An 11,914-nucleotide genomic window follows, 5' to 3' on the forward strand; every position below is an offset into this window, starting at 1 on the left:
CGGCTTTAGTCACGAAGTCGTAGTTCCATCGCCGCAGTCATCTGGAGCGTTGATGACAATAGCTGCCATTGTGCCATTGAGTAGGAAACGGGAGTCTCGGCCGTGGATGGCGAGTTGACCGACAGATTTTTGGCTCTTCAGTCTTTTATCGATCCGCAAATGCGTACTGTCTTCAATTCATCGTTGCCCACCCTTGACCCACGCCATGGTGCCATCGCCCTGATGTTTGGGACGCGGTGTTGATAGAAAAATCGCGCGCAGCGAATGGTTCGCGCAGCAAGGTAGCGTTTATTTGTTTTTCGATCTCTTCGAGCGCTTGCCGTTGAAGATGGACGAGATGCGCTTGTGCAGGCCTTCTTCGAGGCCCTTGGATATCCCTGACGCAGCGCCCACAATGACAATACCTGCGGGCACAGCTACAAACATTAAAACCGGGTTGTAGCCTTCTGCCACGTGGGTCCCGATGAATGCGCCCATCGCAAAGATCGGCGAGTGTTTGAGAAGCGCAGCAAATGAAATTTCTGTGGGGGGAGACTGTTCTATGATGATCGGAAAGTTCCAAAGCGCGGTGATCTCGCGCTCGCTGTAGGCAGGATTGGAGAAGGGGGCACCGAGCGCGTCCCTGAACATATCCTCGGGGCGGCCGCTAAACTGAGCGCCGATCAGCCAATCGACTGGATCTTCGTTCAATGCCTCGGGTAGTCCGTCAAAATAGGGCTGATTTGGATGCGGATTTCTGAACCAAGCGAAAGTCACTGCAGGGGCGTATTCGTCTTCATCTCGCTGCCGCCGGGTGTCGTCCGAAACATAGGCTGTAGTCTGAATAACTCGCATGGTTTCTACCATCCGGTGACTGGATGACCTTAGTTGTAGTGGGTCGTGGATACAAGCGCTAGCTGGGTCGCGTGTTTGAAGCTTTGGTGCTGACACGACACCCTGCCGTGCTGCAAAGATGGTGAGCTATTCTCCTTCGTATAACGGTTTGTCTGCGCCCCGCCGGCATCTCACGGCGTCAGCAATAGCCTTCCACCTAGCCAGCGCGCGATGGTGCAATGCACTCAGTTGATGATCGTCTGAGCACTGTCGCGGCGGATCACGAACTAAGTGCGCTGTCCCCAGAGGCCATGGCGTCATGATCTGATTTTTCCGTCACACCGCCACATCGTCGTGTCCGGCTCGGTCCCAAGGATCCAGATTCTGGCGCAACGCCGAACGACGTGGATGGCCGGGACAGTGCCCGGCCATGACGTTGCTGATGGAGCCGAGTTCGAAATGTCAGCGCTATCGGCGCTCACCCCCGCCCGCGATACGGCGCCACGCCTTGCTCCGGCACCCACAGCCCCTTCGGCAGCTTCCCCGTCTGCCAGAACACGTCGATCGGGATGCCGCCGCGGGGGTACCAGTAGCCGCCGATGCGGAGCCATTTCGGCTTGATCTCTGACGCCAGGCGCTTGCCGATGGCGACCGTGCAGTCCTCGTGGAAGGCGCCGTGGTTGCGGAAGCTCGCGAGGTACAGCTTGAGCGATTTGGATTCGACCAGCCAGGGGCCGGGGGCGTAGTCGATCACGAGATGCGCGAAGTCCGGCTGGCCGGTCACCGGGCACAAGGAGGTGAACTCCGGGACCGTGAAGCGGGCCAGGTAATCGGTGTCCTTCTGCGGGTTGGGAACGCGGTCGAGCCTGGCCGCCTCCGGGCTGTCGGGGGCCGCCACCTCGCGGCCCAGCTGAAGGCCGGCCGAGGTCAGGGATGGGGTGGTTTTTTTCGCCATATATTTCGTGGCCCTATGTCGTGTCATGCATCGCAATTGGCGCCGCTTTAGCCAATCGCCGGCCGTGCGTCATCCGGTTCGTGATTTCCGCGTCAGGTGGCCTTTTCGCCCCCGTGACCTTGCGGTAGAAGCGGCGCAGCAAAGCCCACCCGGAAACGCCTCACGAGGACCCCCCATGACCGCCATCGTCGACATCATCGGCCGCGAAATCCTGGACAGCCGCGGCAATCCCACGGTCGAGGTCGACGTCGTGCTGGAGGACGGCTCGGTCGGCCGCGCCGCGGTTCCCTCCGGCGCCTCCACCGGCGCCCATGAGGCGGTCGAGCTGCGCGATGGCGACAAGCACCGCTATCTCGGCAAGGGCGTGCTGAAGGCCGTCGAGGCCATCAATGACGAGATCTATGAGGCGCTCAGCGACATGTCGGTGCAGGACCAGGTCCAGATCGACCAGATCCTGATCGAGCTCGACGGCACCGAGAACAAGAGCCGGATCGGCGCCAACGCCATTCTCGGCGTGTCGCTGGCCTGCGCCAAGGCGGCGGCGATCTCCTATGACATGCCGCTGTACCGCTATGTCGGCGGCACCTCGGCCCGCACCTTGCCGGTGCCGATGATGAACATCGTCAATGGCGGCGTGCACGCCGACAATCCGATCGACTTCCAGGAATTCATGATCATGCCGGTGGGCGCGCCGAGCTTTGCCGAGGCGCTGCGCTGCGGCTCGGAGATCTTCCATACGCTCAAGGGCGAGCTGAAGAAGGCCGGCCACAACACCAATGTCGGCGACGAGGGCGGCTTCGCGCCGAACCTGCCGTCGGCGGACGCCGCCCTCGACTTCGTCATGAGCGCGATCGGCAAGGCCGGCTACACCGCCGGCGAGGACGTGATGCTGGCGCTCGACTGCGCCGCGACCGAGTTCTTCAAGGACGGCAAGTACGTCTATGAGGGCGAGAACAAGAGCCGCTCGCGCTCCGAGCAGGCGAAATATCTCGCCGATCTCGTCGCGCGCTATCCGATCTGCTCGATCGAGGACGGCATGTCCGAGGACGACATGGACGGCTGGAAGGAGCTGACCGACCTGATCGGCCACAAGTGCCAGCTGGTCGGCGACGATTTGTTCGTCACCAATGTCAACCGCCTCGCCGACGGCATCCGCAACGGCCGCGCCAACTCGATCCTGATCAAGGTCAACCAGATCGGCACGCTGACCGAGACGCTCGCCGCGGTCGAGATGGCCTACAAGGCCGGCTACACCGCCGTGATGTCGCACCGCTCGGGTGAGACCGAGGATTCGACCATTGCCGACCTCGCGGTCGCCACCAATTGCGGGCAGATCAAGACCGGCTCCCTGGCCCGCGCCGACCGCACCGCGAAGTACAACCAGCTGCTGCGCATCGAGCAGGAGCTGGATTCGCAGGCGAAGTACGCCGGCCGCGCGGCGCTGAAGGCGCTGGCCTGAGCCGGCGCTGAAGACGACAGAACAGGGAGGCACGGATGAGTGGCGAGACTGGCCTGCAACTGCGGACGTTGATCACGCGCAGCGGTGAGCTCGAACTGTCGCTGGTCGATGTGCCGACCCCTGAGCCGGGGCCGGACGAGGTCGTGGTGCGCATCGAGGCGGCGCCGATCAATCCGTCCGATCTCGGCCTGCTCGTCGGTGCGGCCGACCTCTCGACCGTCAAGGCATCGGGCACGAATGATCGTCCCGTCATCACGGCGAAGGTGCCGGAGGCCGGGATGCGGGCGATGGCCGCCCGCGTCGACGAGTCGATGCCGATCGGCAACGAGGGCGCCGGTGTCGTGGTCAAGACCGGGTCGTCGGACGCCGCCAAGGCGCTGATGGGCCGCACGGTCGCGGCGATCGGCGGCGCGATGTACAGCCAGTATCGCTGCCTGAAGGTCTCCGAGTGCCTGCCGCTGCCGGCCGGGACGACGCCGGAGGAGGGCGCGTCCTGCTTCGTCAATCCGCTGACCTCGCTCGGCATGACCGAGACGATGAAGCGCGAGGGCCATACCGCGCTGGTGCACACCGCGGCCGCCTCCAATCTCGGGCAGATGCTCAACAAGATCTGCCTCAAGGACGGCATCCCGCTGGTCAACATCGTGCGCAGCCAGGCGCAGGCCGAGCTGCTGCGCGGCCTCGGCGCGAAGCATGTCGTCGATTCGACGTCGCCGAATTTCATGGACGAGCTGATTGCGGCGCTGGTCGAGACCGGCGCCACCATCGCCTTCGACGCGATCGGCGGCGGCAAGCTCGCCGGCCAGATCCTCAATGCGATGGAAGCCGCGATCAACAAGTCCGGCAAGCACCCCTACAGCCGCTACGGATCGAACGTGCACAAGCAGGTCTACATCTACGGCAGCCTGGACACCCGGCCGACGGAGATCACGCGCGGCTTCGGCATGACCTGGAGCGTCGGCGGCTGGCTGCTGTTTCCGTTCCTGATGAAGATCGGGCGGGCGGATGGCGAACGGCTGCGGCAGCGCGTCATCGACGAGCTCAAGACGACGTTCGCCAGCCGCTACACCAAGGTCGTTTCGCTGACCGAGGCGCTCGATCCGACCAACCTCGCGGCGTACGCCAAACGGGCCACTGGCGAAAAATTCCTTATCGCCCCCAACAAAGATAAGTGACCTAACGCCGCTCCCCGGACGTTGCTGACGGGCTTGCGTTTGCCCCGCGGCCGGAGACAATCCGCCCGGTTTTTCAGGGGGCGGTGTCTGCCGCGCATCAAGCACTGAGGAGAGACTTGTCATGAGCCAATTGGATCGCCGTCGATTTCTGGCCGGTGCGGCCCTTGCCGGCGCCGCGAGCGCCTTGCCATCGCTGACCGGCGGGCAGGCGCGCGCAGCGGTCGCGCCCGCCGGCGCCCAGGCGCCCGGCTTCTATCGCTACAAGGTCGGCGACTACGAATGCACCTCCGTCAATGACGGTGCGCGCACCTTCCCGATGCCAGACAAGTTCGTGGTCAACACGGCCAAGGACGACGCGCTCGCAGCGGCCGAAAGCGCCTACATGCCGAAGGGCATGATCACGATTCCCTTCAATCCGCAGCTGATCAACACCGGCTCCAAGCTGGTCCTGATCGACACCGGCAACGGCGCCGGCGCCTTCGAGGCCAGCAAGGGCGCGGTCGGCCGTACCTTGCAGAACCTCGCCGCCGCGGGCGTCGATCCCAAGAGCATCGACGTCGTCGTGCTCTCGCACATGCATGGCGACCACATCAACGGCCTCAAGCTCGCCGACGGCTCGCTGGCGTTTCCGAATGCCGAGCTCAAGGTGCCGGCCAAGGAATGGGCGTTCTGGAATAGTGACGAGAATGCCGCCAAGGCGCAGACCGATTTGATGAAGGGCAACTTCGCCAACTTTAAGAAGGTGTTCGGCGGGCTGGAGAGCAAGGTCACACAGTACGAGTGGGACAAGGAGGTCGCGCCCGGGATCACCGCGCTGGCGACCCCCGGTCACACGCCGGGCCACACCTCGTTCGCGGTCGCCTCGGGCAACGCCAAGGTGTTCATCCAGTCCGACGTCACCAACGTGCCGGAGCTGTTCCTGCGCAATCCCGACTGGCACGTGATGTTCGACACCGATGCGGCGCAGGCCCAGGAGACGCGGCACAAGTTCTACGACATGGCCGCCGCCGAGAAGGCGAGGGTGATCGGCTTCCACTTCTCCTTCCCCTCGGTGGGCTATGTCGAGAAGGATGGCGCGAAGTACCGGCTGATCCCGGCGCCGTGGAATCCGGTGCTGTAAGTTTTCTTCGTCATTGCGAGCGAAGCGAAGCAATCCAGGGGCTCGGTCGGGACTCTGGATTGCTTCGTCGCTTCGCTCCTCGCAATGACGGAGGAGAGACTGTGCCAGGCCGCCTCCGGGCGGCCTGTTCGTTTTTGCATACGCGAAATGCCGGACTTTCCCCTGCGGCCGCGAACGCCTATGTCGGACGCCTCGCATCCGCAGGGCCTCGCATGTCGACCGATCCGTCTCCCTCCAGCGCCGATCTCTCCAACTGGCGCACCGCGCCGTTCAGCCGCTGGGCGTTCCACAACATCCGCTCGATCCTGCCGGTGGCCGACATCGCGAGCGCACCGGGCAGCGCCTGGCCGCTGCCGGCGGGCCCCGTTTCATTCGACGATTTCAGCCTGCGGCTGCCGAAGGGCGGCACGCTCGACCTCGATGGTTTCCTCAAGGCCACGGCGACCGACGGGCTCCTGATCCTGCACGACGGCCGCATCGTGTTCGAGCATTATGACGGTGGCACCGATCGCGACACGCCGCACATCCTGATGTCGGCGACCAAGTCGATCACCGGCCTGATGCTCGGCATCCTCGCCGACCGCGGCGAGATCGATATCGAGGCCGAGGTCACGCGCTACGTGCCGGAGGTCGAACGCACGGCCTATCGCGGCGCCACCATCCGTGAGCTCACCGACATGCGCGCCGGCATCGTCTTCGATGCCGCCGGTCTGCAGGCCTATGCCGACGCTGCCGGCTGGGAGCCGGTGGCATCAGGCACGACGCCGAACCTGCACGATTTCCTTGCGACGATGCGCGCGCAGGCCAAGCCGCATGGCGGTCCCTTCAGCTACGTGTCTTCGAATACCGATCTGCTGGGGTGGGCGATCGAGCGCGCCACCGGCCGCAGCTTCGCAAGCCTGGTCGGCACCTTGCTGTGGCAGCCGATGGGGGCGAGCGGCGAGGCCTTCATCACGCTCGACCGCAACGGCGCGCCACGCTGCACCGGCGGCTTCTGCGCCACGTTGCGCGACTTCGCCCGGCTGGGCCAGCTCGTGCTGTCGGGCGGCCGCCGCGGCTCGCACGCGATCATCCCCGAAGCCTGGCTCGACGACATCAGGCACAATGGCGATGCGCAGGCCTGGCGCGACGGCCAGTGGCGCGACAGCTTTGCCGCCATCAGCCGCAACATGCATTATCGCAGCGGCTGGTACGTCACCAACGATCAGCCGCAACTGCTGTTCGCCATGGGCATTCACGGCCAGAACCTGTTCGTCGATGCCGCCAACGGGATCGTGATCGCGAAAGTCTCGAGCTGGGCTCAGCCGGTCGACGGCCAGGCGATCTGGCTGACGCATCAGGCCGTCGCGGAATTCGCCCGCTGCATCAAGGGGGCAGGCTGAATCCGGAACGGCTGGGCCTCAGGCGGCCCCGTCAGGCGGCTCGCGCGCTGAAACGCTGAGTTTCCCGGCACGCCAGTCCATGCACTTGCATGTTCCCGGCCGCGTGCCTTAAGTGCCGCACCATCTCGTTCTCAAGAGGATTCCCCCATGCCCGCCCCGTATTCCATCGTCGCGCTCGTCGGCAGCCTCCGCAAGGAGAGCTTCACGCTCAAGATCGCCAAGGCGATGGCCAAGCTCGCGCCTGCCAGCCTCAAGATCGAAGTGGTCACGCCGGAAGGCCTGTCGTTCTTCAACCAGGATGTCGAGGCCAATCCGCCGGCCGAGTGGCTCGCCTTCCGCGACAAGCTCAAGGCCTCGAACGGCGTGCTGATCCTGACTCCGGAATACAACCGCTCGATTCCGGGTGTGCTGAAGAACGCCATCGACATCGCCTCGCGCCCCTATGGCCAGAGCTCGTTCCTGGGCAAGCCGGTCGGCCTGATCTCCAACTCGCCGGGTCCGCTCGGCGGTGTCGCCGCGGCGAAGCACCTGCAGAACATCATGCCGGGCATCTCGGGCCCGGTGATGGGCCAGCCCGAGATCTACCTGAACGGCGTCGGCGATGCATTCGACGGCAATGGCGAGCTGATCAAGGACGCGCTGAAGGCGGTGCTGCAGCAATATCTCGACGCCTTCGCCGCCTTCGTGGCCAAGCAGAACGGCTGATGTCATGACAGCCCGGCGGCGGCGCATCCCGCTGTCGCCGGCTGCATGACGGCTATGATCGGGGCGGGGCGTTGACGCGCCTTGCCCGATCCGTTTCAAGGCAAGGGCCGGTCACCCGCGCGGGAACGCGCGCTGCCAAGGATCTTCGATGGCCCACGCCTTCACACCCGCCAGCACGTCAACCCCCGGGGCGAACCAGCCGGATCTGAATTCGGAAGCGGTCTGGCAGGCGCGGACCGATCTCGCGGCCTGTTTCCGCATGGCCGCGCGCTACGGGCTGGAAGAGGGCATCTGCAATCACTTCTCGGCGCTGGTGCCCGGCTATGACGACATCTTCATCGTCAATCCCTACGGCTACGCCTTCCGCGAGCTGACCGCCTCGAAGCTCCTGGTGTGCGATTTCGACGGCAACGTCATTGCCGGCGACGGCCGTCCCGAGGCGACGGCGTTCTACATCCACGCCCGCATCCACAAGGCGCTGCCGCGCGCCAAGGTCGCATTCCACACGCACATGCCGTATGCCACGGCGCTCTCGATGACGGAGGGCGCACCGCTGATCTTTGCCGGGCAGACGGCGCTGAAATTCTACGGCCGCACCGCCGTCGACGAGAACTACAACGGCCTCGCGCTCGACAACAGCGAGGGTGACCGCATCGCCGGCGCGATCGGCGAGGCCGACATCGTCTTCATGAAGCATCACGGCGTCATGGTGCTGGCGCCCACCATCGCCGAGGCCTGGGACGATCTGTACTATCTCGAGCGCGCCTGCCAGGTGCAGTGCTTGGCGCTGTCGACCGGGCGCAAGGTTGTGCCGGTCGCGCGCGAGATCGCCGAGGCCGCCGCGCGCCAGATGCGCGAGGGGGATGCGGAATCGGCCCGGCTGCATCTCGAAGCGATCAAGCGGACGCTCGACCTCGAGGAGCCGGCCTATCGCGGTTGAGCGCACAGCGGGCGGGCCAGCAGGGTTAGCGATTCCTTAACCGGGGCGCCGCATTCTGCCGGCCATGGTCTCCCGCGCACGCCTGAAATCATTCCTCACCGGGCTCGCCCTCTACACGATGGCGGCGGCCATCATCGGCTATTTCGGTATCAACGCCTACACCGGCCGCTACGGGCTCAATGCCCGCCAGGAGCTCGACCAGGAGATCGTCGCGCTGACCTCGGAGCTCGTCCGGCTGAAACAGGAGCGGGCGGAAGGCGAGAAGCGGGTGTCGCTGCTGCGCTCCGACCGGGTCGATCCCGACATGCTCGATGAGCGCGCGCGCTTCGTGCTCGGCTATGCCAACCCGCGTGATTTGATCCGCATCGTTCGGCCGCAGTGACGCGTGGCGCTTGGCCGCGGATGGCGATGACGTGACTGCCTAAAAAATGGCAGCCGCTGACGCAGGGAATTTCAAAAACAGCGCCGATCGGATTCAATAATTTCGCGTCGTTTTAGTGCGGCGCAGCAAAGTGAATGGTGGTTCACGCAGTCCTTTTACGTGCCATGGAGTTGAGCTAGAGAAAGCTACTTTTTCTCTCATCCGGAATTGCCATGGCCGCACCCAAGAAGACCGCCGCAAAGGAACAAGGGCAGGACAGAGACAACGGCCCGCCGCCGGAATTCACCAGAGACCAGGATTTGGCTGCGCTGCGCGACATGCTGCTGATCCGCCGCTTTGAGGAGAAGGCTGGTCAGCTCTACGGCATGGGTGCGATTGGCGGCTTCTGCCATCTCTATATCGGCCAGGAAGCCGTGGTCGTCGGCATGCAGATGGCGCTGAAGCCGGGTGATCAGGTCATCACCGGCTATCGCGATCACGGCCACATGCTGGCCACCGGCATGGACGCCAAGGGCGTGATGGCCGAGCTCACCGGGCGCCGCGGCGGCTATTCCAAGGGCAAGGGCGGCTCCATGCACATGTTCAGCATGGAGAAGAACTTCTTCGGCGGCCACGGCATCGTCGGCGCCCAGGTGTCGCTGGGCACGGGGCTGGCGCTCGCCAACCGCTACCGCGGCAATGATTCGGTCAGCGTCGCCTATTTCGGCGACGGTGCGGCCAATCAAGGGCAGGTCTATGAGAGCTTCAACATGGCGGAGCTCTGGAAGCTGCCGGTGATCTACGTCATCGAGAACAACCGCTATGCGATGGGCACGGCGGTGTCGCGCGCCTCGGCGCAGACCGACTTCTCCAAGCGCGGCATCTCCTTCAACATCCCGGGCGAGCAGGTCGACGGCATGGACGTCCGCGCGGTGAAGGCCGCGGGCGAGAAGGCGGTCGCCTGGTGCCGCGAGGGCAAGGGCCCCTACATCCTGGAAATGCAGACCTACCGCTATCGCGGCCACTCGATGTCCGACCCGGCGAAGTATCGCACGCGTGAGGAGGTCGAGAAGGTCCGCCACGACCAGGATCCGATCGAGCAGGTGCGCAACCGCCTGCTGGCGGCCAAGGTCAGCGAGCAGGATCTCAAGGCGATCGATGCCGACGTGCGCAAGATCGTCAACGAGGCCGCCGATTTCGCGCAGGCCGATCCCGAGCCGGATGCCGCCGAGCTCTACACCGACGTCTATCGCTAATCGCGCGCGCAAGCTGATTTCTCTGGAGCTGATATGCCTATTCAAGTTTTGATGCCTGCGCTGTCGCCCACGATGGAGAAGGGCAACCTCGCCAAATGGCTGAAGAAGGAAGGCGAGGCGATCAAGTCGGGTGACGTGATCGCCGAGATCGAGACCGACAAGGCGACGATGGAAGTCGAGGCGACCGACGAGGGCACGCTCGGCAAGATCCTGATCCCCGAAGGCACCGCCGACGTCGCCGTCAACACGCCGATCGCCACCATCCTCGCCGATGGCGAGACGACTGCCGATCTCGGCAAGGCCTCGGCGCCGGCCGCCGAGATGAAGGCCGCGCAATCGGCGCCGCCGTCGGATGCCGCTGTTTCCGTGCAGGCTTCGCCCGCGCCGACCGGCGTGGCCGCGCCGCAGAGCGTCGCCGAGCCCGATCCGGAAGTGCCGGCCGGCACCGAGATGGTGACGCAGACCATCCGCGAGGCGCTGCGCGACGCCATGGCCGAGGAGATGCGCAGGGACGGCGACGTCTTCATCATGGGCGAGGAGGTCGCCGAGTATCAGGGCGCCTACAAGGTCACCCAGGGTCTGTTGCAGGAGTTCGGCGCCCGCCGCGTGATGGATACCCCGATCACCGAGCACGGCTTCGCCGGCATCGGCGTCGGCGCCGCGATGGCCGGGCTGAAGCCGATCGTCGAGTTCATGACCTTCAACTTCGCCATGCAGGCGATCGACCAGATCATCAACTCCGCGGCCAAGACCTTGTACATGTCCGGCGGCCAGATGGGCTGCTCGATCGTGTTTCGCGGGCCCAACGGCGCCGCCGCCCGCGTCGCCGCGCAGCACAGCCAGGACTATTCGTCCTGGTACTCGCACATTCCGGGCCTCAAGGTCGTCGCGCCGTATTCCGCGGCTGACGCGAAGGGCCTCTTGAAGGCTGCGATCCGCGATCCGAACCCGGTGATCTTCCTCGAGAACGAGGTGCTGTACGGTCACTCCGGCGAGGTGCCGAAGCTCGACGACTACATCATCCCGATCGGCAAGGCGCGCATCGCCCGCTCGGGCAAGGACGTCACGATCATCTCCTGGTCGAACGGCATGACCTACGCGCTCAAGGCCGCCGATGAGCTCGCCAAGGAGGGCATCGAGGCCGAGGTGATCGACCTGCGCACCTTGCGTCCGATGGACACCGAGACCATCATCGCCTCGGTCAAGAAGACGGGACGCGCGGTCACGGTGGAAGAGGGCTGGGCGCAGAGCGGCGTCGGCGCCGAGATCGCCGCGCGCATCATGGAGCACGCCTTCGATTATCTCGATGCGCCGGTGACGCGCGTGTCGGGCAAGGACGTGCCGATGCCGTATGCGGCAAATCTCGAGAAGCTCGCGCTGCCGTCGGCGGCCGAGGTCGTGCAGGCCGCCAAGTCCGTCTGCTACCGCTAAGGGAATCCCAGATGGCCGGACCCAAGGAGCAGCCGCTGCCGCCCGACGTCGTCGGCCGCGAGGACGCCACCGAAGTGTTGCGCGCCTTCGTGCTCGACGGCGGGCTCTCGATCGCCTTCCAGCGTGCGTTCGAGGAGCCCGACGTGTGGGGGCTGCTCCTGGTCGACGTCGCCCGACATGCTGCGCGCGCCTATGCGCGCGAGAGCGATTATTCCGAAGACGAGGCGCTGCAGCGCATCGTCGAGATGTTCGAAGCCGAGCTGGCTCGGCCGACTGATATGGGCACCACCAGCCCCAGGTCGAAACAAGGTCACTGA

General features: G+C 64.9%; 12 protein-coding genes. 10 read left to right on the forward strand and 2 right to left on the reverse strand.

What is annotated here, in order from left to right; genetic code table 11:
* Positions 1–288: 288 nt before the first annotated feature.
* On the reverse strand, positions 289–846 hold the full coding sequence (locus tag QXZ94_RS07680; RefSeq protein ID WP_315719912.1) for a hypothetical protein: 558 nt from the start codon (positions 844–846) through the stop codon (positions 289–291).
* A 445-nt stretch (positions 847–1,291) separates the two neighbouring features.
* On the reverse strand, positions 1,292–1,768 hold the full coding sequence (gene queF / locus QXZ94_RS07685; RefSeq protein ID WP_315719913.1) for a preQ(1) synthase: 477 nt from the start codon (positions 1,766–1,768) through the stop codon (positions 1,292–1,294).
* 175 nt (positions 1,769–1,943) lie between these two features.
* Between queF and eno the strand changes: the two genes are divergently transcribed.
* The 10 genes from eno to QXZ94_RS07735 all read left to right on the forward strand — a co-directional run bounded on the left by eno (position 1,944) and on the right by QXZ94_RS07735 (position 11,914).
* Complete coding sequence (gene eno / locus QXZ94_RS07690; RefSeq protein ID WP_315719914.1) at positions 1,944–3,227, forward strand: phosphopyruvate hydratase; 1,284 nt, start codon at positions 1,944–1,946, stop codon at positions 3,225–3,227.
* Positions 3,228–3,262: 35 nt separating this feature from the next.
* Positions 3,263–4,402, forward strand: a complete 1,140-nt coding sequence (locus QXZ94_RS07695) for a zinc-binding dehydrogenase (RefSeq protein ID WP_315719915.1) — start codon at positions 3,263–3,265, stop codon at positions 4,400–4,402.
* A 121-nt stretch (positions 4,403–4,523) separates the two neighbouring features.
* Positions 4,524–5,522: an MBL fold metallo-hydrolase gene (locus QXZ94_RS07700; RefSeq protein ID WP_315719916.1), complete on the forward strand. Its 999-nt coding sequence runs from the start codon at positions 4,524–4,526 to the stop codon at positions 5,520–5,522.
* 212 nt (positions 5,523–5,734) lie between these two features.
* On the forward strand, positions 5,735–6,904 hold the full coding sequence (locus QXZ94_RS07705; RefSeq protein WP_315719917.1) for a serine hydrolase: 1,170 nt from the start codon (positions 5,735–5,737) through the stop codon (positions 6,902–6,904).
* A gap of 147 nt (positions 6,905–7,051) precedes the next feature.
* Positions 7,052–7,609 (forward strand): NADPH-dependent FMN reductase, encoded by a 558-nt coding sequence (locus QXZ94_RS07710; RefSeq protein ID WP_315719918.1) that lies wholly within the window; start codon positions 7,052–7,054, stop codon positions 7,607–7,609.
* Positions 7,610–7,757: 148 nt separating this feature from the next.
* The gene (locus QXZ94_RS07715) at positions 7,758–8,549 is read left to right on the forward strand and encodes an aldolase (protein ID WP_315719919.1); all 792 of its coding nucleotides are present in this window, start codon (positions 7,758–7,760) and stop codon (positions 8,547–8,549) included.
* 64 nt (positions 8,550–8,613) lie between these two features.
* On the forward strand, positions 8,614–8,931 hold the full coding sequence (locus QXZ94_RS07720) for a septum formation initiator family protein (RefSeq protein ID WP_315719920.1): 318 nt from the start codon (positions 8,614–8,616) through the stop codon (positions 8,929–8,931).
* Between the two features lie 212 nt (positions 8,932–9,143).
* Positions 9,144–10,166: a pyruvate dehydrogenase (acetyl-transferring) E1 component subunit alpha gene (gene pdhA / locus QXZ94_RS07725; protein WP_315719921.1), complete on the forward strand. Its 1,023-nt coding sequence runs from the start codon at positions 9,144–9,146 to the stop codon at positions 10,164–10,166.
* A gap of 33 nt (positions 10,167–10,199) precedes the next feature.
* A complete protein-coding gene (locus QXZ94_RS07730; RefSeq protein WP_315719922.1) occupies positions 10,200–11,597 on the forward strand; it encodes a pyruvate dehydrogenase complex E1 component subunit beta in 1,398 nt (465 codons plus the stop codon).
* An 11-nt stretch (positions 11,598–11,608) separates the two neighbouring features.
* Positions 11,609–11,914, forward strand: coding sequence for a DUF5076 domain-containing protein (locus QXZ94_RS07735; RefSeq protein WP_008963957.1), 306 nt, complete (start codon positions 11,609–11,611; stop codon positions 11,912–11,914).

Origin of the sequence: Bradyrhizobium sp. SZCCHNS2022 (genome assembly GCF_032377575.1) — a bacterium.
Taxonomy (GTDB): domain Bacteria; phylum Pseudomonadota; class Alphaproteobacteria; order Rhizobiales; family Xanthobacteraceae; genus Bradyrhizobium; species Bradyrhizobium aeschynomenes.

Bases quoted from the DNA above. Each gene is read 5' to 3' on its own strand.
- QXZ94_RS07680 (WP_315719912.1), bottom strand. From the start codon at position 846: ATGGTAGAAACCATGCGAGTTATTCAGACTACAGCCTATGTTTCGGAC.
- queF (WP_315719913.1), bottom strand. From the start codon at position 1,768: ATGGCGAAAAAAACCACCCCATCCCTGACCTCGGCCGGCCTTCAGCTG.
- eno (WP_315719914.1), top strand. From the start codon at position 1,944: ATGACCGCCATCGTCGACATCATCGGCCGCGAAATCCTGGACAGCCGC.
- QXZ94_RS07695 (WP_315719915.1), top strand. From the start codon at position 3,263: ATGAGTGGCGAGACTGGCCTGCAACTGCGGACGTTGATCACGCGCAGC.
- QXZ94_RS07700 (WP_315719916.1), top strand. From the start codon at position 4,524: ATGAGCCAATTGGATCGCCGTCGATTTCTGGCCGGTGCGGCCCTTGCC.
- QXZ94_RS07705 (WP_315719917.1), top strand. From the start codon at position 5,735: ATGTCGACCGATCCGTCTCCCTCCAGCGCCGATCTCTCCAACTGGCGC.
- QXZ94_RS07710 (WP_315719918.1), top strand. From the start codon at position 7,052: ATGCCCGCCCCGTATTCCATCGTCGCGCTCGTCGGCAGCCTCCGCAAG.
- QXZ94_RS07715 (WP_315719919.1), top strand. From the start codon at position 7,758: ATGGCCCACGCCTTCACACCCGCCAGCACGTCAACCCCCGGGGCGAAC.
- QXZ94_RS07720 (WP_315719920.1), top strand. From the start codon at position 8,614: ATGGTCTCCCGCGCACGCCTGAAATCATTCCTCACCGGGCTCGCCCTC.
- pdhA (WP_315719921.1), top strand. From the start codon at position 9,144: ATGGCCGCACCCAAGAAGACCGCCGCAAAGGAACAAGGGCAGGACAGA.
- QXZ94_RS07730 (WP_315719922.1), top strand. From the start codon at position 10,200: ATGCCTATTCAAGTTTTGATGCCTGCGCTGTCGCCCACGATGGAGAAG.
- QXZ94_RS07735 (WP_008963957.1), top strand. From the start codon at position 11,609: ATGGCCGGACCCAAGGAGCAGCCGCTGCCGCCCGACGTCGTCGGCCGC.